This window comes from Cellulophaga tyrosinoxydans, from assembly GCF_900176415.1.
GTDB lineage: Bacteria > Bacteroidota > Bacteroidia > Flavobacteriales > Flavobacteriaceae > Cellulophaga > Cellulophaga tyrosinoxydans.
Genome location: NZ_FWXO01000001.1, coordinates 1,343,564 through 1,367,125, shown reverse-complemented (window position 1 = coordinate 1,367,125; position 23,562 = coordinate 1,343,564). Strand labels below are relative to the sequence as shown.

Here is a 23,562-nt window from a genome sequence, read left to right as displayed (position 1 = left end):
ATATTAAAATTCGTAATTTAGATTCGTAAAAAAAATCTCATGTCCGACTTAATTTCTAAAACCGAAGAATATGCAACAGAACTTTTATCTACAAAGTTAGATAATAGATACCTGTACCATAATCTAAGACATACTCAAAGAGTCGTTAAAAGTACTAAAGAATTACTAGAGCATATTAACCTTAATGCAAATGAAAATGATGCTCTTTTAGTTGCTGCATGGCTACACGATTTAGGTTATACCGTAAGTAGTACCAACCATGAAGAACATAGTGCTGTTTTAGCTAAAAAATTTTTAGAAAATTTAAGTTGCCCAAAAGAATTTATAGCCACTGTGGAACGCCTTATTTTAGCTACAAAAATGGAGTACGAACCTAATAATTTATTGGAGCAAATTATTAAGGATGCTGATTGTTCGCATTTTGCACAGCAAAGCTATTTAGAAACTTCTGAATTACTACGGGAAGAACTGCAACAACTAGGTTTAGCTGAATACTCAACAAAAGAATGGCGTAAGAAAAATATAGAAGTATTCCAAACCATGCATAGATATTACACGAACTATGCGATAGAAAACTGGCAGCCAAAAAAAGACGAAAACCTACAGGCGCTTCTTAAATTAAAAGAGAAAAATAAAAAACTCCACAAAAAAGAAGAACTAAAAGTTAGTCTTAAAAATAAAAGCCCTGAAAGAGGAATACAAACCATGTTCCGAGTAACCATGCGTAATCATTTAAAATTAAGTGATATTGCAGATACCAAAGCGAACATTTTACTTTCAGTAAATGCTATTATAATTTCATTAATACTTTCTAATTTAATCCCAAAATTAGATAATCCTACAAATGATTATTTAGTAATTCCTGCAGCTATTTTTGTAATTTTCAGCGTAAGCTCTATGATTATGTCTGTACTCGCAACCAGACCTAATGTTACCAGTGGTGAATTCTCAAAAGCCGATGTAGCGAATAAAAAAGTAAACTTATTGTTTTTTGGTAATTTTCATAAAATGAAATTGGAAGATTATGAATGGGCTATAAAAGAACTTATAAAAGACCAAGATTATGTTTATTCTTCACTTACCAAAGATTTATATTTTTTAGGCCTAGTTTTAGATAAAAAATACAAATTACTGCGCTGGACATACACCATTTTCATGATAGGTATGGTGCTTTCTGTTATTGCATTTTTTGTAGCCTTAAAGTTTTTTGGGCCCGAAAGAATTATGGAGCTACCTGCTTAAATAAATTAATACCATTTTTTTCTTAACCAACCACCACGAAGATTACTTGTTAGTAATAATTTAACTATAATTAACAAGTCTATGAATTGAATTAATGTTATTTTTCAATGAAAACAACTACTGGTGAAAAGCTTAAAGAGCGTATTAAAGAACTTACGTGTTTATATGAAGTAACTTCAATTATAGTAAATTGTGACTATAATCAATTAGAAACCTCATTAGAAGCTATTGTTAATTCTCTTAAAAAAGCATGGCGCTACGAGAGCTCAACTTTTGTTATTTTGTGCTGTTATGGGTACAAAATAACCTCAGATGTAAATATCCCAGATTTAGTATCCATAAAATCGGAAATTAATGTGTTTAATAAAACTGAAGGTTTTATTGAAGTTGGCTATCCGAAACAGAAATATCAAGCATCAGATTTTTTAAAAGAAGAGCAAATATTATTAAATAATGTTAGCCTTGCCATTGGTAATTTATTAGAGAGAAAACAGATAAGAGAAAATGAAATTGCCACAAAAAGGCAGGTAGAAAGAGCGGACAGATTAAATATTCTCGGCGAAATAACTGCTGGTATTGCTCACGAACTAAATACGCCATTGGCTAATATACTAGGCTTTGCTGAATTAATAAGAGAAAATATTCATGATGAAAAAGTAATTAGAGACTTAGATAAGATTGTGGACAGCGCAATTTTCTCACGAGAAGTCGTAAAAAAACTTATGTTTTTTACGTGCGAAATGCCACAGCAAATGCAATTACTTACCATTAATCCTATTGTTCACGATGTTTTAAATCTTCTAGAGCCAACATTTAAAAAAAATAAGATAAAGCATAACCTTTCTTTTAACAATGAAAACATTCAGTTAAAAGCTGACACTATTCAATTAACGCAGGTGCTTTTTAATCTTATAATGAATGCTATTTATTTTTCGCCAATGAATAGCACAATCACTATTAAGATAGAAAACCAATTAAATTTGATAAGAATTAGCATTTCTGACCAAGGATCTGGAATAGAAAAAGATAATGAAGATAAAATATTTCAGCCTTTTTTCACAACCAAACCTATTGGAGAGGGTTCCGGTTTAGGTTTAAGTGTAGTGCATGGAATTGTTAAGAGCCACAAAGGTAAAATTACTCATGTCGCCAATAAACCAAAAGGAACTACTTTTATTGTTGATTTTCCAAAGCTGTAATTATGGAACTACTTGAAGAAAACATATTAATTGTTGATGATGATATTAATATATTAGAATTAGTACAACGCCATTTGCAATCATTAAATTACCATACCTACAAAGCAGTTTCTGTAAAACAAGCATTAGCAATACTTAAAGATACTGCTATAGATTTATTATTAACAGATATTCAAATGCCCGATGTTGACGGTTTGGAACTAATTAAATATGTATCTGAACACTATCCTCATATCCCTAAATTAGTCATCACAGGGTTCCCGTCTGTTGCAGGTGCTTTAAACGTTATTAAATCAGGCGCGTCAGATTATTTAACAAAACCATTTACAAAAGAGGAGCTTAAAGTTGCTGTTAAAAAATCTTTAGAAAATGTAAAACCTTTAAAATTAGCAGCACCAAAAACAAGTCATCAAAATTTAAATATTGAAATGATTGGTAATTCTGCAGCATTTTCAAAAGTAAAGGACATTATAAATCGAGTAAAAGACAACAAAGCAAGCATTCTAGTACTTGGAGAAAGTGGTACAGGAAAAGAGTTAGTTTCACGAGCAATACATTATTCAGGTAAATTCTCAAATCAACCATTTATAGCAGTAAACTGCGCTGCCATACCAGAAAATTTATTAGAAGCAGAATTGTTTGGCTATACTAAAGGGGCATTTACTGGAGCTAATGAAAATAGAAATGGATTTTTTCAAGCAGCACATAAAGGTACTTTATTTCTTGATGAAATAGGAAATGCCTCGTTAGCTGTACAAGCCAAATTACTGAGAGCATTACAAGAAAAAGAAATCACAAAAGTTGGATCTCAAAAAGTTGAAAAAATAGATGCGAGGATTATTGCCGCAACAAATGAAAATCTTACAACGTTAATTGAACAGAAAAAATTTAGAGAAGATCTTTATTATCGCCTCACTGTGGTTGAGATTCTAGTACCTCCTCTTAGAGAAAGAAAGGAAGACATAAAATTGCTTGTAACTAAGTTTTTAAAAAAATATGGTATTGAATATAAAGATCGACTCTTAAACATTTCTCAAAATGCTCTTGCCATACTGGAGCGTTACAACTGGCCTGGAAACATCCGTGAATTAGAAAATGTTATTCAACATGCCGTAATCATGTCTGATGGTATTATCGATGTGGAAAACCTTCCGAACAACCTAAAATTTCAGATAAATTTTCCTGAGTCATCACTAAAATCCCTGGCTGAAATTGAAAAAGAATATATTCAAAGAGTTTTATCTTCAACCAACAACAACAAAACAAAAGCAGCAGAAATACTTCAAATTGATCGTAAAACGTTACGTGAAAAATTAAAATAATTACTGGGTGAAAAATATCCAACTGAGGAATAAATACCCAGACTCAATAGCCCTAACCAAAATTATAATCAGCATTAAGTATTGATTATAAGGCAATTACCATTTTTTTAAAATTACCCATTTTTATTGGCATGCAACTTGCCAATCTAGACACGTATTCATTTATACAAATGTGTCTAAATAATTCTATGAATTTTTTAGCCCTAAACAAAACGATCATAATCGTGGTTGGTTAATGATATCTACTTGGCTTTCTAAGCCTATTTAATTATAGGTGAAGGTCAGGTAGATTATTAAGAATGTTAATAAAATATTTTATGAAAAATTTCATCCATAGTATTTGCTCCACCTGTACACATAAAACTTATTGTGTATTGACAAAAACTAAAAAAAGTGTTAGTTCATGTAACGAATATGAGCATTATAAAGAAAATCCAAGTTTCAAGAATAATTCCACAGAAACTATTCAAACTTTATGGTATTAGTTCTAAAATAAAAAATTATGATTACAAAAATAAAAGAAGCCAAGACTACTAAACAAGGCATGTTAGACAATGTAATGCGACAATTTAATAATGCCGCAGATATTATTCACCTAAACCCAAGTATTAGAAAAATACTAGAAATTACTAATAACGAATTAGTTGTTCACTTTCCAGTAAAAATGGACAATGGTGATGTGGAAGTATTTACAGGGTATAGAGTACAACATAATAATGCATTAGGACCATATAAAGGTGGACTAAGATATCATCCAACTGTAGATATCGATGCTGCAAGAGCGCTGGCTATGTGGATGACATGGAAAACCTCGTTAGCTGGGTTACCTTATGGTGGAGCAAAAGGAGGAATACAATTAGATCCATCAAGATACTCAAACTCAGAATTAGAACGCATCACAAGAAGATTTACTTATGCTTTAGGAGATAATATTGGACCTGAATTAGATATTCCTGCACCAGATGTTAATACAACTCCACAAACAATGGCTTGGATTTTAGACACATATATGTCTACAAAATCGCCATCTGAGCGCTCTAAAAATATGCATGTGGTAACAGGCAAACCTATTGGAGCAGGAGGTTCGGAAGGTAGAGATCGTGCCACAGGTTACGGTGTTTATTTAAATATTAAGTTTTGGGCCACTCATAAAAAAGTAAGTTTAAAAGATAAAAAATTTATTGTTCAAGGTTTTGGTAATGTAGGCTATTGGGCTGCTTACTTTTTGGAAAAAGAGGGGGCAATATTAGTTGCGGTTCAAGATCAATTTGGAAGTATTACTAATGAAAACGGAATTTCAGTTGAGCATCTTTTTGAATACACTAAAAGTAATAACGGAAGTATTCTTGGTTTTAAAGAATCTACACCAATAGAGAACAATACGTTTTTTAGCTTGGATTGTGACATATGTATTCCTGCAGCTTTAGGTAATCAAATCACAAAAGAAAACGCCCCTTTAATTAAAGCTTATTTAATTGCTGAAGGCGCCAATGGTCCTACAGATATTGAAGCTGAAGAAATATTATTAAAAAAAGGAATTGATATAATTCCTGATATTTTATGTAATTCTGGAGGTGTTATTGGGAGCTATTTTGAATGGCTTCAAAATAGAAATGGTGAAATATGGCAATTGAATGAGGTAATGGAAAAATTAGAAAAAAAGCTTGAAGAATCTTTCAAAAGAGTCATTGAAACATCTAAATCGAAAAATGTAGATATGAGAACAGCAGCTTTTATAATTGCTATTGAACGACTAGAACTAGCCTATATCCAAAGAGGTATTTTTCCTTAATAGAGGCCTTAACACATTTAAAATTAAAAACATGAAGTACGGAAATTTAACTATAGAGAAAACGGAATACGTATTATTAAAACGTTTTATTAACCTATCGGGCTTTCAAAAAGATTCAACGGTTAAAAAATCAATTTTAAAATTAGCTGAAGAGTTGAAACATGCCATTATATGCGATAAAAATGATATGCCTAAAGATGTTATTCGCTTTAATTCAATTATTACCATACAAACAAATACTAATTGGACTAAAGAATTTCAACTAGTACTACCTACAGATAGCGATATAAAATCTAATAAAATTTCTATTCTTACACCAATGGGTGCTGCTGTTATTGGTTACGCTGAAGGAGATACCATTTTATGGGATTTTCCTTCAGGGGAACAGCAGTTAAAAGTTTCAAAAGTGCAACAAAAAGAAAGTCAGATTGATATAGATGTGTTATTATGAATGGAACTAAAAAAATTTACGCAACGGATTCGGATAAGGTAATTATGTTTAAAAAAGATAATACCGAAATTAAAAATTGGATAGAAAATTTAGAATTTGTGAATGAGGAGCTAGAATATTTTGATAAAATTGAACAAAAAATTTTACGAAATACTACTATCAATCAATTCATTAAAACATCAAAAAGAAATACTACACTTGAATTGAGCAAACTTTATCGCTACGAAAATAACATGTCTAAAATAATGGAATGCGACAATATTCAGTGCGATACCTATTACTTAAATAATCATGAACAAAATAGGCGTACTTACTTAGAATTACTTGTTCAACTTAATAGTTTGAAGATGAAAATATATGAAGATCTATTAGAATTTAATCTTAGATAATTGCTAATTAATTCTTCAATTCTTCCATAAGGTCTTGGTACGTATATGTTTTTTCAGGACTAGCATTTTTTAAGTGATAATTAATTTCTGCTCGAATAGCTTTTAACCCAGAAACACCCTGTAGTCCTTCAAGTTCTACAATTTCTACTTTACCACTAAAAAAGCCTTTAGATTTTAGAAATTTAATATATCTAAGATATTCTAATTCATCACTTTTTTGTGAATATACAATTACCAGTTTGCCTGGTTCTGTAATTCTTTTTCTAGTGCCTTTTATGTACGATTTATCAATACGTTTTTTAATCACTTCATATCGGGCATTATAGGTACCGTCTACATCAAAGCGTTTTTCGTCCATTCTAAACCTTATGGCCAAAGAACCATTATAAACCAGCATTAAAGATGCTACATCTAATGGAACAGACAATTCTGGTTTTAAATTATAGTGCTTATTCTCCATCTCGCACATAACCTGTAATTGCCATAATCTAAGGTTACTCAAATACAAAGGATTAAACTCCTTGTCGTCTACAATAGATGCGCCTATGTACATGTTATGCTCTACACCATCGGTTTTATAACGTTCAAAATAATGCGGAAACATGGCTTGCGCATCTTTTTGGCGTTTATCTATAACCGAAGAGAGCTTTTTATTAATCAACATAACACTTTCATCATAATTTCTACGATGATCGTAATACGAGTTGGTGCCCATATCTATATTAGATTCATAGGCCAATACCTCTTTTTGTAATGTTGCATCAGATTTTTTTAGATACTCAAAAACAGGCACAATTTCTTCTTGAATAAACGTAAATATGGCTTGTTCGCTATTGGTATTTAAAACCTCTTTAACCTCATCAATATGATTGTTTACACGATACATTAATTCTTCTAAAATGGGAAGTTTATTTTTTTCCCAAGCTTTCAAAAGCACGTTATTTACTTCTGATAATTGAATCATTAAATCGCGCTGTATGGCAATATTACGGGCAGTTGAAGAATCTTTAATATCTATTTGACCATATAATGGATAAACATCTTTAAAAACAATTTCTTTAAATGATGGTTGCTTGTTATCTAAACTATCTAGAATAAAACGTTTAGCCTCATCTCTAAATTTCCAATACACAGAAGAATGTACAGAAGTACACTCATTTTGAATAATAGCATCGATTCTATTTTCTTCTTCAGACATAGATCGTAATACCCCGGTTACAATAAAAGGCATTATATCTTCAAGCTTATTTGCATTGACACTATTCAGCGCATATTTTTTGGTAGAAACCAGTTCCAAAACACCTAAAAGCATTCCTTCGTTAGCAATAGGTGCAAAAATGGCACTCTTAATACCTTGTTCTTTAAGCGATTTATAAGGTAAATCACTTCCACATAATTCGGTATATTTATCTATATCTGCGATTGAAAAATAGGCATTATCATTGAGCAATTTAGTATAAGAAGATTTACATAGCGCTTCAGTACAAGCTTCCACATCTTTATCATGAAGAATAAAACTTTCCATGCCTACTCCAAATACTCTTTCAAACTGATCTTTCTTTGGGTTATAAGTAACAAAGCCTGCTCTAATATCGGGTATGCTAAAAAAAGATCGGAAGGTAGACTGCATATTCTTCATAAAGTCTTCACTACCTCTCTTATCATTTGCAATAAGACTAGATTTTATCTCCGATATGGAATGTTCATTAGTGACATCAAACATAGACGAAACCACAAATCCTTTTCCTATAAAACTTTGTGGTGGAATTTTCTGTTGCCACAAAGCCAAATCATCAAAATTCTCTAGTAATTCATTAATATCTTCTTCACTAAGATCTGGTGCTTTATCTGTTGGAAGAATCTCCATAAAATCAGCATTATACATAATTCTATAATGACGCATAATTCCATTCTTATCAGGAATATCGTAGAATAGTGGTCTTTTAAAATCCAATTGATACCCGTAATGCATGTTTAAAATAACAGTACAATACAAAATGTATAAATGATGATCTGGATAATCTCTTAAATGCGGAGAGAACTCTTTACCGCCAGCATCTTCCAATATTTTTTTAAATCGTTCTGATGAATTAAAAACAATGTCATTAAATGGTAAGGAAGCTGTTTTAATTTCATTTTTAGTAAGCACTTCAGAAAAAGTGTCTTGCAGAATAATTTTTATGACCGCCTTATGCTTTTCCAACAAAGCAACATCAGTAAAACCTTCACGCAATTCTGGGTAAGGAGCTTGCGCGTTTAGTATGTATTTAGCCTTTTCAGCAATAAATTTATCATCACTTTTAGCCATAACGTCATAATGCTCTAATAACTTATTAAAGCTAATAACTTGATTTAGTGGTGATTGTTGGCTGTCTAACATACTATACTTGGTCGTAAAATAGTTTACAAAATTACAAAAGAAAATTTAGAACTTTATGTCCTGAACACTTTTAGTTTCTAGACTTTTTTAGATATTTATAAAAAAATTATTATGTCATCTAACTCAAGATTATCAAGAGCTTATGCCAATGCGAAAGTGGTACCTTTTGATGATTCTTCTAAATTTATTTTATTTAGTGATTGTCATAGAGGTGATAATAGTTTTGCAGATGATTTTGCCAATAACAGAAACATCTATTTTCACGCCTTAAAGCATTATTTTAAAGAAGGTTTTGAGTATTTTGAATTAGGAGATGGAGATGAGCTATGGGAAAACATAAATTTTCAATCTATTTTTGATGCTCATAAAAATGTGTTCCTACTACTCCGAGAGTTTCATTTATTAGAAAGATTACATATGATTTGGGGAAACCATGATATGGTTTATAAAAACTCAGCCTATGTAAAGCAATACTTAAGCACCTATTTTGATCCCATTGAAGGTTGTGATAAATCGCTTTTTGCAGGTCTTACGTACGAAGAAGGCATTGTGCTAAAACACACACAAACCAACCAAGAATTATTTTTAACCCATGGTCACCAAGCAGATTGGTGGAACTACACTTTTTGGCGTTGGGGTAGGTTTTTAGTGCGTGTTCTATGGAAACCTTTACAGGTTTGGGGAATTGCAGATCCCACAAGTCCGGCTAAAAACTACAAAGAATTAATAAAAATTGAACGTCGCATTAAAAAATGGATTGTTCAAAATAAACTTCTAATAACTATCGTTGGCCATACCCATAGACCACGATTTCCTGAACCAGGCGACATCCCTTTTTTTAATGATGGGAGTTGCGTGCATCCAAGAAGTATAACAGGTATAGAAATAGAAAATGGAAAAATTGCGTTAATAAAATGGCATATTGCCACAACAGAAGATGGTGTTTTAAAAGTAGAACGTGTTGTTTTAGAAGGGCCGCAAAAATTAAGTAGCTATCAAGAAAAATAGTCTAAAATGCTGGTGAATAAAGTATTTTCAAAATTTCTACACGCAACACATCTTTCCTTCAATTTTAATTTAGGCAAATAATTTCCTTATTTTAGCGCATATTAATTACAAACACTACCATGTTAAAGAAAACACTTACCTTATTTTTAGTATCATTCCTTGCTGTATCTTGTTGGAAAAATAAAAGTCCAGAAGATTTAATCCGATTAAAAGATAAATTCAAATCTCAAGTTTCATCTTTCGAAAACAAAAAAGAGAATGCCAATAAAATTGTAAATTCTGGATTAGAATCGCTAAATTCTCTAAAAAGCGCCCTAGAAGACACCAAAAACGAAGACAAAGAATTTGCTAAAGTTTATGGCGATTGGGAAAAAGTAGACAAACGCGTTGAAAACTTAAATAAAGAGTATGAAGATTTAAAAACAAAAGCTTCTAACTTATTCACCGCAATGGAAACCCAAACCAATAGCTTAAGTGACGAAACTAGTAAAAAAACGCTTTTAAAAGCTATAAATAAGGCAAGAACTAAATACAACGGAACTTTAGCAAATACGGCAGAAGCCATTGGCAAATTGCGGTTATTACATGGCGATGCTGTTGAAGTTGTAAAAGCTTTAGAAGTTGCCGCTGCTCTTAATTCATTTGACAACATTAATGATCAAATGAAAAGTATAGAAGGTCGCGTAGATGGCATTATGCAAGAGCTAAATGTTGCTGTGGTGGAAAGCAAAAAATTGTACGAGAAAAAAATTACCGAGTTAGAAGATAATTAATCACTTTTAACATCAATTTTAAACTCATTGGCAGGGTATTTGTTAGTTTTACAGGTAGTTAACGACCTTTAATACTTATGAAGCGCATTTTTAGTCTTATTTTTTGCATTTTTCTTGTTCAATGGGGCTTTTCTCAAGAAGGGGTCTCTAAGACGCAACCGTTAAAAATAGAGAGCAAAACCCCAACCGATTTAAAATTAAATCCAGAGAAGCCAAAGTCTTTGTCTTTAAACATGCCCGATTTATTGAGTAAGCCTAAAGAATTTGATATGAAAGATTCTTTAAAGCCTAAAATATCAATGCTTCCAAATAAAGATTTAGTGCAAGCTGGAGCCGATTTAAAATTGGACCCTAAAATTGGCGAAAAATTTGAAGGCAAAGCCGGACAACACTTTCCTAACATGTACATGGGCGATATTAAAAACAATGGCAAATTTGTTGGTATTGTATGTCGCGATCATGAATATGTAGATGGCGATCAAGTCCGTATTAAGGTAAATGGTGAAATTGTAGAACCTAAAATGTTCTTAACTGCTGCTTTTAAAGGGGTGAATGTTGATTTAAAATCTGGTTTTAACAGAATAGAATTCGAAGCCCTAAATGAAGGTGCCTCTAGCCCAAATACGGCACAAATAAATGTGTATGATGATGAAGGAAAACTTATCTATGCCAACCAATGGAATTTATCTGCTGGTAGCATTGCAACTTTCGTGGTTACTAAAGAATAGTTTTTATTCTTACACCTAGCCTAGCCGATATCTTTTTTTTATTTTAATATCTTTGTCGCTTATTTATATTCCTATTTTTCATGGCTAATAAAAAATACACTATTGCTGTTATTCAGTTAAATCTGAATAATACCCCAGAAGAAAACAGAAAAAAATGCCTAAGCTGGATCCGAAAAGCAGCTGAAAAAGGTGCCGAAGTAATTTCGCTCCCTGAATTGTATAGCAGTCATTATTTCTGTCAGAGTGAAGATGTTTCTAATTTTTCGCTAGCAGAACCATTAGGCGACGTTTCTTTTACTGCATTTAGTGATTTGGCTAAAGAGTTAAAAGTGGCTTTAATCATCCCATTCTTTGAAAAGAGAATGTCGGGAATCTACCATAACAGTGCTTATATTATAGATACAGATGGCTCACAAGCTGGTTTGTACCGAAAAATGCATATTCCAGATGACCCGCATTTTTATGAAAAATTTTACTTCACTCCTGGTGATTTAGGCTTTAAAACCACCCCAACTAAAAAAGGCAAAATAGGCACCCTAATTTGCTGGGATCAATGGTATCCAGAAGCAGCAAGACTTACGGCACTAAAAGGTGCAGAAGTAATTTTTTACCCTACTGCAATCGGCTGGCATCCATCAGAAAAAGCACAATATGGTGAAAACCAATATGGGGCGTGGATGAATGTAATGAAAGGGCATGCCGTTGCCAATGGAGTTTATGTAGCTGCTGCAAACCGTATAGGTTTAGAAAAATATTTACCTGATACAGACGGACTAGAATTTTGGGGTAATTCATTCATATGCGGACCTCAAGGCGAAATTTTAGCACAAGCCTCTTCTGATAAAGAAGAAATACTACTTGCCGAAGTAGATTTAGATCATCAAGAAAATGTGCGTCAGAATTGGCCTTTTTTCCGTGACCGTAGAATTGATGCTTTTGAGGATATTACCAAACGTGCTTTAGACTAATTTTTATGGCAACTAGAAGATTTCCTGCAGAATGGGAAAAACAACAAGGCGTTTTATTGTGTTTTCCGCATAATGGCAACGATTGGCCAGGAAAATACGCTGCGGTACAATGGGCATTTGTAGAATACATTAAAAAAGTTGCCGAACAAGAAACCGTTTTCTTAGTTGTAGCGGATAAAAATTTAAAAGAAAAAGTAACCGAAATGCTAGAATTAGCAACGGTGAAACTAAAAAATATCTCTTTTATCATTAAAAAAACCAACCGTAGTTGGATGCGTGATTCTGGACCCATAATCGTAAAAAATGGTACCAAAAGAGAAGCATTAAACTTTAATTTTAATGGTTGGGCAAAGTATAAAAACTGGCAATTAGATAAGCACGTTCCAGAAACTGTCGCAGAACATTTGCAAGTGCCAATCACGAATGTAACATATAAAGGCAAAAAAGTAGTTTTAGAAGGCGGTGCTCTCGAGGTTAATGGTAAGGGCACATTAATTACTTCCGAAGAATGTTTATTAGACCCTAAAATACAAGTTCGTAATGCAGGTTTTACCAAAGAAGATTACGAAGCTATTTTTTTAGAATACTTTGGTGTTACCCATACCATTTGGCTAAAAGATGGCATTGTAGGTGACGACACCCACGGGCATATAGACGATTTATGCCGTTTTGTAAATGAAAACACAGTAGTTACTGTGGTTGAAGATAATCCAAAAGACAAAAACTACAAACCGCTTCAAGAAAATTTAAAACGCTTACAAGAAGCAAAATTAGAAAACGGACAAGCGCTAAAGGTGGTACCGCTTCCTATGCCAAAGCCAATTCTTTTTGATGGCTTACAACTCCCAGCCAGCTACGCAAACTTTTTAATTTTAAATAACACGGTACTAGTGCCCACTTTTAATGACGTTAAAGATCGAGTTGCTTTAAACATTTTAGCCGATTGCTTTCCGGATCGTGAAGTTATTGGCATAAGTTGTATTGATTTTATCTGGGGCTTTGGAACACTGCATTGTTTAAGTCAGCAAATTCCTGTTTAAGGTTACCAATTACAAAAAACAATATTTAATTAATTTGATAGTTGTGAAGAAAATAATTTCCTTATTAGTATTGCTTTTTAGTATCGGAAGTTTTGCTCAAGACAAAAATGTTAGTGCTACCATAGCATTTCCAATGACAGTAGGTGACTATGAAGATTTTAACGGAATCGTAGATTTAGGATTGCAAGTGAGATTTACAAAATTAGGCGTTGTAAACCTTGGCGGATCTATGGATGTAAATTATCTCCAAAATAATTATAACCTTGGTACTTTTTCTATTAAAGAAAGTGCACTTATACTCCAACCTAGAGTCTTTGGTGAATTAAGTATTCCTTCCATACAAAAATTCAGACCCTATTTTGGTGTAGGTTATACTCTTGTTAATTTCACATTTAAATCTGACGCATTAATAGAAAAAGACAACAAAGGAGGCCTTAACTTGAACTTAGGCGCTGCTTTTGACCTCACAGATAACTTCTTTGTGCATATACAATATGATACCACCAAGATACCTTATAAACAAACTATAGAAAACTCCGAAAATGATTTAGTTGTTTCCTACGATAGATCATTAGATTTGTTGAAAATTGGTGTGGGTATTCGTTTTTAATCGCCAGATTTTATATTTTTTGTAAAATTTATAATTTATAAACGATGAAAACAGTTATAGTTACTTTTCTATTTTGCTTAAGTCTATCATTAAATGCCCAACCAAAAGAAAGTATAAAACTTCCTGAAGGTGGAAAAGAAATGGCCATAGAGGAGGCATTACAGCTTTTTAGTTTGTATGTGACAGAAAACCAAGAAGTCTATAATGATGGGCGCAAATTGGAATATTTTGATGACATCTCTTATGCTATTATTGATCAAAAAAATAAATCCATTGACGAATGGGTACCGCAATTAGTATTACTTTATGCTGATAAAAATGTGAGGTATTCTTTTATTGACGCAATAAAAATGGAGGTAGCGAAAGCAAAAAACAATATTCATTACAACACCGGAAATGTTGAAGCGCTAGAGTCTATAAATAAATTATTAGAATATAACCCTAACAATTACAAAAGTCTTAATCCAATAAAAATAAAAACTGAAGACTTAGATGAGGAAGAAATTGAATTTGTTTTTATGATGACTCCTCCCCCTCCTCCACCATCACTTGTAGAGTACATCTACGCAGTTGATAAAACAATGGTAGAAGAAGGTTTAAACTCTTTTAGCACTTATACTTTTGTCACCCTTAAAAATGATAAAATATTAGATAGTAATGGAGAGCCTTTAGATGAACAAAATCTTGCAAACCTCATTCCTAATGAAGCTTTACTCTTTATTCGATATGATAAGAATTTACTTTATGGCGATTATATTAAAAGTATTTTAAAACTTGATGAACTACGTAAAAAACTAAAAGAGACTAAGCAAATTCAATTTAGACCTTTTGAAGCATCAGCAGAACTAGAAGCACATTTTAAAAAGTTAACTATTCCATTTCAGAAACTAACGAATTAAAAAATGATACCCCCCACTCCGCAAAGTCTCCCGCCTTTGAGGCTATATAGTTTAAACGTGCTAATACACAGAGATAATTCGTGCTTGACTATTATTTTATTTTCATATTATCTTTAACTTACAGTTACTCGTTCTAGCGGGGCATTATGAGTAATTAACAGCTAATTACAGAGAAACAATTGGTCGAATTTTAGCAAAATATGACACTGGCATATAAGTTGCAGAAAACATTTTACTAAAACAGTTATTCCAAGATTTAGCCTAGGAAGGTTTAATCAATAGCACTGTTACTACTTGGAAAGAAATTTACTCATACAGAAACGACTAGGATAAAAAATGTAATAAATAGTTTTATTAATAAAAACAAACTTGATCCATGTACAAATTAAAAATATTATTGTCTATATTTTTTATGGTATTTAGTGCAATAGCTTTCTCACAGGAACCAAAATTTATTTATTTTGATGGGTCTTCAAATGAGAATTACACTAAAGAAGATGGTAGTGGAAATACTAATTCTGAAAAATTATTCCAAAAAAGTTTGGTTAATAGACATTTAAAATATTTTATAAAAGGTGAATTGTTTATGGTTTTAAATCATAAAAACTCTGAAATTTTAAATGAAAATGATTTAAAGAATACTAATTTTTCTAGTATTGATAAGCTAAAAATTAAAGTTCAAGAAGAAAATGTATATTACCCATATAAAGTTTATCCAGATATTTTTTTAATTGAAAAAGTATCTGAAAATAAATATCAAAAATTTAAGGTTAAATGGGTATACCATATAGAGTAATGGAATCTAGGTATTGCGCAAATAATTTTCTTTGCGGCGTTATTGGGTTGAAAAGAAAGCTATAAATTATTTATACTTACACTCGCAAAGTCGCCTGAATCTGAGGCTACAAGTTTAAAAAAGCTACTAATACGTCGTGCTGTAAGATTATAGGAATACGTAAAGATTAGAATACTAGAACCTTTTATATAAATAAAAGAAAACTATACTCAAAATTATGAAAAACATTCTTTTTATTCTATGTTTAGTTATTAGTCAATTGGCAATTGGCCAAACGTATGAAGTGATAAATTCAATATTTGCAAATAAAAAAAGTAACACAAATTTATACTATAAATTTGTCCCTTTAATTTCTAATTATAATTCATCTATTTTAACTAGAAGATTTTTTGAAGAAGAATGGGCGCCAATCAAATCAGAACAAACACCAGATATTAATTTATTTTTATCAGGGATAAGTATTGATCATTTAGAGTCCTTCTCTAGGATCAAAGACACTACTATAATCGAAGAAACCAAATTATCTTCAAATATTATTTTAGTTCGAGATTTAGATCCGTACAATCAAAAAGTAAGCTTTGATACTCTTAATCAGCAAAAGTTAATATGCAGGATATCTATTCCTTTTATTAGCCATTCTAAAGATTGGGCTATCATTTTTTACTCCTGTAGCTCAGATGCTACAGATGGCAGTGGAGATTTGTATATCTATAGAAAATTGGAGAATAAATGGATTTATTATCACAAAATAAACCTTTATATACCGTAACTAATATCTATGGAATTTGAAAACATTAAAGCTGCAAAAGCAGCGTTGGTAAATGAATTGTTAATTCAACATAAGTTATTACTCAATAATGACCATAGAGCAGAACAAAAGAGTATTAAAAAGGCCTTTGCAATTAACAACTATATAAAGGATAATTTTGATTTGCGTGATTTAAAAGACTTGTTGGATCATAAGGAACCTAACATCCAAATTTGGATAGCCAACTTATTACTTCCTTTTTACGAAGATGTATCATTGAGTATTCTCAAGAAAATTAGTACAGCACAAATTCCCGAATGTTCATTTCATGCAGCAATGATGCTAGAACATTGGCAAAGAAAAAAAAGCAACTAAAATTCTGCGCCATTACAATCGTATGATGATAAATTTAAATAAGAAAAACAAAGTGATGGTTCCTATGACTTTTTTGTCAGAGGTATGAATAGAATTGACTCAAATGTATTTCAAGTAATAGCTTATACTCTATCTGGATTGGATAATGTATTTAAGGCGCTGATGATCTTTGGATTAGTTTTCAGGATAAAATAAATGGTTTAATGAATAATAACAGACGTAAATCCAATATTAAAATGTCAATAAAAGATAGATCTGATTGGGATGATGTAAAGGATGTTTTAAATGGCAACAAACCTATCTTTGATTTAGAGATGTAAATAAAATTAACTCATATGAAAACATATAAAATTTTAAATATCATATTTTATATATTCCTGTCTACAAATGCTCTGGTTTTTTTTCTGCCACCAGAATATAAAATGGCGGTTTATACGCCTAATTTATTGGGAATGATGGTCTTGTTTGTTATTTTCCCCTTAACGCTTTTATTGTTTATAATATTATTTGTTTTTGATATTAAAAAGCACTTAAAAAAGAATTTAATAAAAAGAAATATTATCTTTTTTATAGTTTTTTTATTGTGCTTAATTTATGGTATATATCAGGCAAATATGAATGGAAATTTCTATCATTAGAATTTATTTTATGAAACTATCCGAAGAGAATAAACAAGCTTTGCTTTTACAGATCCGTCAGATTATTTATGAAGCAACGCACTTTACCAATGAAAAACTTAAAAATAAGGAGGAAAAATCGCTTTCTTACTTTGGTCTTACAGATGAAGAAAATGAACTTATTGACAAACTAAAAAGTAATCCTTTACTACAAAATACCTTTGAAAAAATATTGTCGCGAAATCTAGATGATTCATTCTTTAGTCTCTTATGTATTATTGACGGAGTATCGGAACCTTTAGCCGAATTTGGCAAAAAATCTGATTATTTATTAATTGATATGCCAGATGATTTTGATGATCATTATGATTTTTTACATGATGAATTTTACGAGAGTTATGATATTTGGGAAAAAATAAATAAGCGGAACATTTAGATTTCCAAATCATTCCAGCGCCCCAGGCCTATACGTTTCTTTAGCTCCTTTTAAAACATCTTCTTTATAAAAAGCAACATCTTTAAATTGCATATCGACATAGCGTTGTATTTGATCATCAAAATGCGGAGAATTTGGATCGCCACTTTGTCCGTCAGCGAGGTTAGGGGGATGTTTTACACCTAGTTATTTTTACTATTTTCATATTTATACTAACTTACTGTTGCTGGCACGAGCGTGACGCTCGCGCTAGCGGGGTTTTTAATGGCTGCATATCTTTTAGAGTATAAAAACCCTTCTTCAATTTTGCTAATTAATACCCCTAGAGAGAAAATACCGAAAATTTCTGATAACAATTTCATATTGGAATTAGGTAAAAAATATTCTGAAGAGCTTACTCTAGAGCAATTAGTTTTTCGAGGTAATTATATTAATGAAAAAGTGAGTGAGTGTGAAAGAAATATATTAGATAAAGTAACAGGGAAATGTAATGATTTAAGAAATAATTTGGAGCAAATTAAAAAACAAGTAATTGATGATCATGTAAATGTAAAATTTAATGAATTTGTTTACGCGCAAGGAACATTGTTGGGAAATAAGCTTTATGGTTCTCAATGGACAAGACGACCTGAGTATGGTTGGCTTAGAAATGAAACAAATATTTCAGAAATCATACAAATATTGAATTATTTAGACCAAAGAAACTATAATACCGCAGATGTAGAGTTTGTCAAAGAGGCTATTGCCTTTTCAAATAAGCCTATTCTGGAAATCCAAGGCACAACTAGGGAAATGCTAATATCAGAAATTAATATTTACACTAATGTTCTAGAGACGCATGGCAATCCTAGCGAAAAAGAACTTTCTGGCTATCTCAAAGAGATAAATAAATCTTTCACAGAATTTTCTAATGATGAACTTTACAGCTATTATTTAACCACAAGAGACCTTCGTTTAAGAATGCAATTACGAAGATGGGTAACTGTAATTACAGCTATAGTTCAGTCATTTGATCCTGTTTTAGATTTAGCTCTTTTTGAACTTGGATCTACGTTAACAATAAAATTTTTGACTAAATTGCCACAAGCTTTAAAGTCACCTGAAGTTCTTGCAATATTAAATCGGCTAATTACAAGTTCCCCAAAGAATTCGTTAAAAGGATTTCGATATGCTGAAAAATTTGGTTTTAAAACTTACGCAGAACATGTTAAAGTTTTTGAGGCGCTAAATGTACTTAGGTCTGAATTGGGAGTACAAATACATCATTTGATTGAACAAAGACTACTTACTAATCCAAATGTTGCAAAATGGTTAGGTAGTAATACTAGGAATTGGCAATCACTTGTTCTTACTGAGGCTGAACATAATCTCTTTACACAGAGATGGAAGGCAGCCATTGGCTATGATGGTAAGGCGATTGGGTGGACAGGTTATAGAACAAGTACAGCGCCAATAAGTGCCGTCCAACAAGCTGCAAAGGAAATATACAAGGATTACCCCGAAATATTAAAAGTGCTAGGATTATGATAAAAATATATTCCGTTTTTGGCAAATGGAGAAAAAAAGATGTGACTTTTTTAAATAGCTTAAATCTAAATAGGCAAATTGAGGAAGGATATTTTGGCTTTACTATTGAAGAAGGAGTGAAATATAATAAATTAATTAATCATTACTCTAAGGTAGATTCTATTTTTAATAAAACAAGACCTGAAGAATTCAACATAAAGCAAGCTACAGTGTTATTCTCAAAAAAAGATTTAAAGGATTCCGAAAATTACGTTTTAGAAATATGTGCCCCCGCAACAGGATTTCCACAACCCGAAGATGGATCTTATGCATCGATAACTTTTAATAGTGAATGCGGAGAATATCAAGTTAATAAAACTCAAATCTCTTCCTTTCAAATTAATAAAATGAATTGGAAAAAGAATCAGGTTGCATTTACACTGAATGGTGAACCTGATTACATGTTTGTAAAAAGAGATTTTTTCCTGACTGTTTTTGAACCTTTAGGTTTAAAATCAAGAGATGTTATTATATTCAAGACTGGAAAAGTTTCAAATGACACTGTACAATTAGTGGTTCCTATCGCAGAAAGTAATTTAAAAATTGAAAGGAGTCTTTATGATATTCATGATCCAAAAGATTCTTGTAATTCAAAACAATATGGGGTTCAAACTATGGATTTTTTTCCACCATTCGAAAAAGAGTTTAAATTTTTAATATGTAAAACGAAAGAAGAATTTTTTGGAGGAAGAAAAAGAATCATAATTAATAAATATTTTTGCGACATCCTTGTGAAAAATGGAATTATAAAATATAATTCAAACTTTTTGATCCCGATGAAAACTAAATGAAAATTCTTTTTTTTTAATTTTATTAACCCATGCTCCCCCGATGGCGCGGATTAGTAATCCGTGCCTTCTCTTTCTTACTTAAAAAAGTAACCCTGACCATGTAACTATGGCAGAATTATATATAGAAAAAATGGCATTTGCATTAAAGGATTTTCACAAAACCAATTGAAAGACGATTTTTCAAAATTTAATGAATATTTTGGAGCACATCCCGCCCCGCTCCGCAAAGTCTCCTGACTTTGAGGCTCCAATGTTCAATATTTTTCATAATTTAAAAATGAATTTGGTTTTAATACATCTACTACTAGATTATCTACTAATTCAACCGTAATTACTCCTTTGCCGTTCACATAATTACTAGCACTTGAATATTTATAATAACTTGCTTTTTCTACAATACCTGCACGAACAGGATTCATGTGAATGTAATCTAATTTAGACCACATAAAGTCAATCGAATATATTTCTACTGCATGATTTCCATATTGCCAAAATTGATATTCTTTATTACGTGAATGTGTTTCTGTTGCCTTTTTAAAACGTTCTAACATCCATTCTCGCCTGCTCTCTGGTTCATTTTGTATGCTTTCTAATATATTTTTAGCTGTAAATTTTTTAAAATCTCTAATTAAATCAGATAATTTTCCATCACTAGATTGTATAATTAAATGCACATGGTTACTCATAATCACATAGCCATATAAAATCATTCCTTTATTTTATATGCAATATTCTAAACTGTTTATTAAGATATCATTATAACGTTGCCTTGTAAAGACATCTATCCAGTCTACTACTGTAGCAGTAATAAAATGTGCTTTGTCTTGTTCTCTAATGATATAACCTTCTTTCATTCCTTTTTAATTTACTTTAATCTTTTCGACGCTGTTTGTTCCTCAAAGTCGAGAGACTTTGCGGAGCGGGGGTGCATTAGCCCAGCTGGTTCTCGATACTATTATTCCGCTGCGCTACAAAATCATTCGAACTGACATTTTGTTTTTTTGCCATCAACCATCAACTATCAATCTTCAACCTATTTGCCAGTAACCTGTTCTCGATACACTTCTCCTATCGTCGAAGCACTCGAACTGACATTTTTGCCTTTTCCTTTACACTCTTTCACTCCCCACTCCGCAAAGTCTCCCGATTTTGAGGCTATTATGTTTAAACGTGCTGATACTCTTCATAATTTAATATCATTCCCGCTCCCCAGGCCTATACGTTTCTTTAGCTCTTTTTAAAACATCTTCTTTATAAAAAGCAACATCTTTAAATTGCATATCGGCATAGCGTTGTATTTGATCATCAAAATGGGCAGATTTTGGGTCGCCACTTTGTCCGCCAGCGAGCATACTCTTTGCTTTTACTTTGGCCCCAAATTCTACTACGGCAACAAAACTATTGCCTCTGGTGCCATATATTTTTTTGGTGTTGTTGGTATAACTCACTCCGTAAGCAGCCAAAGCTCCCCACCTGCCCGATGCAAAACCAATGGGCATACTTGGCAAAGTATCATTAAACGCTTGAAAAATATCCCCGTTTAAACGCTGATACCTGTTTACATCGCCCCAAGGCATTTTCCAAGTGCCAAAATCAGAGTTTAACCTATCGAGTACGGCCTCGAAAACTTGCAAACGTTCTCCTGTTGGCGATTCAGTTCCGAAATAATTTAAGCGCTCCATATCACTAAAACCTTCTGGTGCGGTAACCATTTGCGAATATACCGTACCGTAATAATGCGCTAAGGTCATAGCAACAGCTGCTTTCGAGGTTTTTAAATCCCATTGTTTTAAAATGGCTATTGGCTCTTTAAATTTCGGATTTTTGTCATCATTACTCTCGTAAGCTGTTATCAACCCAGGAATTAATTTTTCAAATGCCGGTAAATACGGGTCATGGGCTAATTTTATAAGACTATCTAAGGTAAAACCATTACTATCCGTTAATAAATTAATAGCATGAATGCCTCTAAAATTCTCTTGGTCTTTAGACATGTAATTTGGGTAATTCTCCTTTTTTGGGCTATACTCCAATGCTGCGGTATAAGGTGTGGAATTACAATTCTGTATCCAACCATTTTTGGGGTTTAGCAGTAAAATGTTTTCATCAACCGTATGCAATCCTTGCCAATCGGTTTTTGGGTTGCTGCCATCCACCGGCTGCGAATAGTCAAAACTAACGTCTCTTTTCGGAATAAAATTACCATGAAAATAGGCAATGTTCCCTTCAGCATCGGCATACACCGTATTGTTAGATGAATTGGTTCTTATATCCATCATTTCACGAAAGCCTTTATATCCTGTTTGTTTTGTGCGTACAAAAGATTGTTCTAATGCTTTTACAGGTTCCCACATCATAGCAGAAGCGGTCCATTGTCCATCCACTACATGTGTTATTGGTCCGTGATGCGTTCTGTAGGTTGGCACTTTTTTTTCTTGTAGACTATCACCCACTTTATATTTTAATAACACTTCCCCTTTTTTGACAGGTCGTAATTCTTCCCCATATTGATAAACTAGTTTATCTTCTACCTGCATAATGGTTTCTTTAAATTCGTCCATTACATCAGTATAGGTAGAGGTATGCATCCAACCTGTTTTTTCATTAAAGCCTTGATACACAAAAAACTGCCCCCAAGTTACCGCTCCATAGGCATTTAAACCTTCTTCGCTCACCACATGTACTTCACCTCTAAAAAAGAATGACGTATGCGGATTTATTAACAACATAGCATTCCCAGATTGGGAAAGCTGCCCGGAAATGGCAATGCCGTTAGATCCTTGAGGCTCCAATTCTTCAATGGCTTTTTCCGTTTCTAGGAGTTTTGCTTTAGGGATTTCCATCTTCCCTTCATAAAATGCTTTAATTTTAGCAATGGAAATACGTTCTATATCACCTCCAATAGAACCTTCACTAAAATACATAGGCATCCATGGTTCAAAGTGCGTTATTAGTTTTGGTTTTACTTCAGGATGGGTTTCTAAATAGTAATTTATTCCATCTGCAAAAGCATCACATAATTTTTTAAGCCAATCTGGACTTTTTTCATAATTAGCCACGGCTTCTTCTTCTGTCATAAAAAGTTTCGCTCGCAAATCGCTATACAAAGCCTCCTCTCCTTCCACTTCTGCCAATCGGCCTGTGGCCCAAATATAGTTTTGTTCTACCCGATTAAAATCGTCTTCGCATTGCGCATACAAAAGTCCGAATACGGCATCAGCATCGGTTTTACCATAAATATGCGGTACACCAAAATCATCTCTAATAATTTCTACATTCCCAACATACTGCGAATACTTAGTCGCCAAATTGTTTTTTGTAGGCTCCGATTTACAGCTATATAAAACAATTACGAGTAGAAGTAAAAAAGCTATTCTCATGGGTTTAATTTTTCAATTTGCTCTATGAAAATAAGCGACTTAAACGTTATAA

The 23,562-nt window shown here is 32.3% G+C and carries 23 protein-coding genes and 1 pseudogene; 19 read left to right on the top strand and 5 right to left on the bottom strand.

Annotation, left to right across the window (positions count from 1 at the left end; all coding sequences use genetic code 11):
* The first annotated feature begins 39 nt into the window (after positions 1–39).
* The 6 genes from B8963_RS06205 (at position 40) to B8963_RS06175 (ending at position 6,395) form a co-directional block, all read left to right on the top strand.
* On the top strand, positions 40–1,242 hold the full coding sequence (locus B8963_RS06205) for a Pycsar system effector family protein (RefSeq protein ID WP_084060527.1): 1,203 nt from the start codon (positions 40–42) through the stop codon (positions 1,240–1,242).
* A 107-nt stretch (positions 1,243–1,349) separates the two neighbouring features.
* Entirely contained in the window at positions 1,350–2,441 is a 1,092-nt protein-coding gene (locus tag B8963_RS06200) for a sensor histidine kinase (protein WP_084060526.1), read from the top strand.
* Positions 2,442–2,443: 2 nt separating this feature from the next.
* Positions 2,444–3,763: a sigma-54-dependent transcriptional regulator gene (locus B8963_RS06195; protein ID WP_084060525.1), complete on the top strand. Its 1,320-nt coding sequence runs from the start codon at positions 2,444–2,446 to the stop codon at positions 3,761–3,763.
* A gap of 502 nt (positions 3,764–4,265) precedes the next feature.
* On the top strand, positions 4,266–5,555 hold the full coding sequence (locus tag B8963_RS06185) for a Glu/Leu/Phe/Val family dehydrogenase (protein WP_084060523.1): 1,290 nt from the start codon (positions 4,266–4,268) through the stop codon (positions 5,553–5,555).
* 31 nt (positions 5,556–5,586) lie between these two features.
* Positions 5,587–6,006, top strand: a complete 420-nt coding sequence (locus B8963_RS06180) for a GreA/GreB family elongation factor (protein ID WP_084060522.1) — start codon at positions 5,587–5,589, stop codon at positions 6,004–6,006.
* Positions 6,003–6,395: a hypothetical protein gene (locus tag B8963_RS06175; RefSeq protein ID WP_084060521.1), complete on the top strand. Its 393-nt coding sequence runs from the start codon at positions 6,003–6,005 to the stop codon at positions 6,393–6,395. The genes B8963_RS06180 and B8963_RS06175 overlap by 4 nt, the downstream gene beginning before the upstream one ends.
* Positions 6,396–6,402: 7 nt before the next feature.
* On the opposite strand, the gene B8963_RS06170 is transcribed toward B8963_RS06175, so the two are convergent.
* Positions 6,403–8,775 (bottom strand): GAF domain-containing protein, encoded by a 2,373-nt coding sequence (locus B8963_RS06170; protein ID WP_084060520.1) that lies wholly within the window; start codon positions 8,773–8,775, stop codon positions 6,403–6,405.
* Positions 8,776–8,886: 111 nt separating this feature from the next.
* On the opposite strand from B8963_RS06170, the gene B8963_RS06165 reads away from it, so the two are divergent.
* From B8963_RS06165 to B8963_RS06110, 11 genes are all read left to right on the top strand, one after another.
* Positions 8,887–9,783 carry a metallophosphoesterase gene (locus tag B8963_RS06165; RefSeq protein ID WP_084060519.1) on the top strand — a complete coding sequence of 299 codons (897 nt, stop codon included), beginning with the start codon at positions 8,887–8,889 and terminating at the stop codon, positions 9,781–9,783.
* 119 nt (positions 9,784–9,902) lie between these two features.
* Positions 9,903–10,556 carry a hypothetical protein gene (locus B8963_RS06160; RefSeq protein WP_084060518.1) on the top strand — a complete coding sequence of 218 codons (654 nt, stop codon included), beginning with the start codon at positions 9,903–9,905 and terminating at the stop codon, positions 10,554–10,556.
* A gap of 77 nt (positions 10,557–10,633) precedes the next feature.
* Complete coding sequence (locus tag B8963_RS06155; RefSeq protein ID WP_084060517.1) at positions 10,634–11,284, top strand: hypothetical protein; 651 nt, start codon at positions 10,634–10,636, stop codon at positions 11,282–11,284.
* Positions 11,285–11,364: 80 nt separating this feature from the next.
* On the top strand, positions 11,365–12,252 hold the full coding sequence (locus B8963_RS06150; RefSeq protein WP_084060516.1) for a carbon-nitrogen hydrolase: 888 nt from the start codon (positions 11,365–11,367) through the stop codon (positions 12,250–12,252).
* Positions 12,253–12,257: 5 nt separating this feature from the next.
* Positions 12,258–13,292 carry an agmatine deiminase family protein gene (locus B8963_RS06145; RefSeq protein ID WP_084060515.1) on the top strand — a complete coding sequence of 345 codons (1,035 nt, stop codon included), beginning with the start codon at positions 12,258–12,260 and terminating at the stop codon, positions 13,290–13,292.
* A gap of 43 nt (positions 13,293–13,335) precedes the next feature.
* Positions 13,336–13,902, top strand: coding sequence for an outer membrane beta-barrel protein (locus B8963_RS06140; RefSeq protein WP_159447281.1), 567 nt, complete (start codon positions 13,336–13,338; stop codon positions 13,900–13,902).
* 44 nt (positions 13,903–13,946) lie between these two features.
* Positions 13,947–14,801, top strand: a complete 855-nt coding sequence (locus B8963_RS06135; protein ID WP_084060513.1) for a hypothetical protein — start codon at positions 13,947–13,949, stop codon at positions 14,799–14,801.
* Positions 14,802–15,177: 376 nt separating this feature from the next.
* A complete protein-coding gene (locus B8963_RS06130; protein ID WP_084060512.1) occupies positions 15,178–15,597 on the top strand; it encodes a hypothetical protein in 420 nt (139 codons plus the stop codon).
* 217 nt (positions 15,598–15,814) lie between these two features.
* Positions 15,815–16,366: a hypothetical protein gene (locus tag B8963_RS06125; protein ID WP_084060511.1), complete on the top strand. Its 552-nt coding sequence runs from the start codon at positions 15,815–15,817 to the stop codon at positions 16,364–16,366.
* Between the two features lie 9 nt (positions 16,367–16,375).
* Complete coding sequence (locus B8963_RS06120; protein WP_084060510.1) at positions 16,376–16,720, top strand: hypothetical protein; 345 nt, start codon at positions 16,376–16,378, stop codon at positions 16,718–16,720.
* Between the two features lie 648 nt (positions 16,721–17,368).
* The gene (locus B8963_RS06110; RefSeq protein WP_143312478.1) at positions 17,369–17,773 is read left to right on the top strand and encodes a hypothetical protein; all 405 of its coding nucleotides are present in this window, start codon (positions 17,369–17,371) and stop codon (positions 17,771–17,773) included.
* A gap of 9 nt (positions 17,774–17,782) precedes the next feature.
* Here the strand turns inward: B8963_RS06110 and B8963_RS16240 are convergent.
* Positions 17,783–17,917 (bottom strand): annotated as a pseudogene (locus tag B8963_RS16240) (hypothetical protein); the annotation flags it as partial.
* A gap of 120 nt (positions 17,918–18,037) precedes the next feature.
* On the opposite strand from B8963_RS16240, the gene B8963_RS06105 reads away from it, so the two are divergent.
* Complete coding sequence (locus B8963_RS06105) at positions 18,038–19,300, top strand: hypothetical protein (protein ID WP_084060507.1); 1,263 nt, start codon at positions 18,038–18,040, stop codon at positions 19,298–19,300.
* Positions 19,297–20,130 carry a hypothetical protein gene (locus B8963_RS06100; RefSeq protein WP_084060506.1) on the top strand — a complete coding sequence of 278 codons (834 nt, stop codon included), beginning with the start codon at positions 19,297–19,299 and terminating at the stop codon, positions 20,128–20,130. Before B8963_RS06105 ends, B8963_RS06100 begins: the two co-directional genes overlap by 4 nt.
* Positions 20,131–20,384: 254 nt before the next feature.
* Here the strand turns inward: B8963_RS06100 and B8963_RS06095 are convergent, their stop codons facing one another.
* The 3 genes from B8963_RS06095 to B8963_RS06090 form a co-directional block, all read right to left on the bottom strand.
* Positions 20,385–20,840 carry a transposase gene (locus tag B8963_RS06095; protein WP_317043697.1) on the bottom strand — a complete coding sequence of 152 codons (456 nt, stop codon included), beginning with the start codon at positions 20,838–20,840 and terminating at the stop codon, positions 20,385–20,387.
* Positions 20,841–20,849: 9 nt separating this feature from the next.
* Entirely contained in the window at positions 20,850–20,984 is a 135-nt protein-coding gene (locus B8963_RS16185) for a hypothetical protein (protein ID WP_317043696.1), read from the bottom strand.
* 342 nt (positions 20,985–21,326) lie between these two features.
* Positions 21,327–23,510 (bottom strand): acylase, encoded by a 2,184-nt coding sequence (locus tag B8963_RS06090; protein WP_084060505.1) that lies wholly within the window; start codon positions 23,508–23,510, stop codon positions 21,327–21,329.
* Positions 23,511–23,562: the final 52 nt, after the last annotated feature.

What these genes read in the sequence shown, in the direction of transcription:
- B8963_RS06205 (WP_084060527.1), top strand. Translation starts at nt 40, where the DNA reads ATGTCCGACTTAATTTCTAAAACCGAAGAATATGCAACAGAACTTTTA.
- B8963_RS06200 (WP_084060526.1), top strand. Translation starts at nt 1,350, where the DNA reads ATGAAAACAACTACTGGTGAAAAGCTTAAAGAGCGTATTAAAGAACTT.
- B8963_RS06195 (WP_084060525.1), top strand. Translation starts at nt 2,444, where the DNA reads ATGGAACTACTTGAAGAAAACATATTAATTGTTGATGATGATATTAAT.
- B8963_RS06185 (WP_084060523.1), top strand. Translation starts at nt 4,266, where the DNA reads ATGATTACAAAAATAAAAGAAGCCAAGACTACTAAACAAGGCATGTTA.
- B8963_RS06180 (WP_084060522.1), top strand. Translation starts at nt 5,587, where the DNA reads ATGAAGTACGGAAATTTAACTATAGAGAAAACGGAATACGTATTATTA.
- B8963_RS06175 (WP_084060521.1), top strand. Translation starts at nt 6,003, where the DNA reads ATGAATGGAACTAAAAAAATTTACGCAACGGATTCGGATAAGGTAATT.
- B8963_RS06170 (WP_084060520.1), bottom strand. Translation starts at nt 8,775, where the DNA reads ATGTTAGACAGCCAACAATCACCACTAAATCAAGTTATTAGCTTTAAT.
- B8963_RS06165 (WP_084060519.1), top strand. Translation starts at nt 8,887, where the DNA reads ATGTCATCTAACTCAAGATTATCAAGAGCTTATGCCAATGCGAAAGTG.
- B8963_RS06160 (WP_084060518.1), top strand. Translation starts at nt 9,903, where the DNA reads ATGTTAAAGAAAACACTTACCTTATTTTTAGTATCATTCCTTGCTGTA.
- B8963_RS06155 (WP_084060517.1), top strand. Translation starts at nt 10,634, where the DNA reads ATGAAGCGCATTTTTAGTCTTATTTTTTGCATTTTTCTTGTTCAATGG.
- B8963_RS06150 (WP_084060516.1), top strand. Translation starts at nt 11,365, where the DNA reads ATGGCTAATAAAAAATACACTATTGCTGTTATTCAGTTAAATCTGAAT.
- B8963_RS06145 (WP_084060515.1), top strand. Translation starts at nt 12,258, where the DNA reads ATGGCAACTAGAAGATTTCCTGCAGAATGGGAAAAACAACAAGGCGTT.
- B8963_RS06135 (WP_084060513.1), top strand. Translation starts at nt 13,947, where the DNA reads ATGAAAACAGTTATAGTTACTTTTCTATTTTGCTTAAGTCTATCATTA.
- B8963_RS06130 (WP_084060512.1), top strand. Translation starts at nt 15,178, where the DNA reads ATGTACAAATTAAAAATATTATTGTCTATATTTTTTATGGTATTTAGT.
- B8963_RS06125 (WP_084060511.1), top strand. Translation starts at nt 15,815, where the DNA reads ATGAAAAACATTCTTTTTATTCTATGTTTAGTTATTAGTCAATTGGCA.
- B8963_RS06120 (WP_084060510.1), top strand. Translation starts at nt 16,376, where the DNA reads ATGGAATTTGAAAACATTAAAGCTGCAAAAGCAGCGTTGGTAAATGAA.
- B8963_RS06110 (WP_143312478.1), top strand. Translation starts at nt 17,369, where the DNA reads ATGAAACTATCCGAAGAGAATAAACAAGCTTTGCTTTTACAGATCCGT.
- B8963_RS06105 (WP_084060507.1), top strand. Translation starts at nt 18,038, where the DNA reads ATGGCTGCATATCTTTTAGAGTATAAAAACCCTTCTTCAATTTTGCTA.
- B8963_RS06100 (WP_084060506.1), top strand. Translation starts at nt 19,297, where the DNA reads ATGATAAAAATATATTCCGTTTTTGGCAAATGGAGAAAAAAAGATGTG.
- B8963_RS06095 (WP_317043697.1), bottom strand. Translation starts at nt 20,840, where the DNA reads ATGATTTTATATGGCTATGTGATTATGAGTAACCATGTGCATTTAATT.
- B8963_RS16185 (WP_317043696.1), bottom strand. Translation starts at nt 20,984, where the DNA reads ATGAAAGAAGGTTATATCATTAGAGAACAAGACAAAGCACATTTTATT.
- B8963_RS06090 (WP_084060505.1), bottom strand. Translation starts at nt 23,510, where the DNA reads ATGAGAATAGCTTTTTTACTTCTACTCGTAATTGTTTTATATAGCTGT.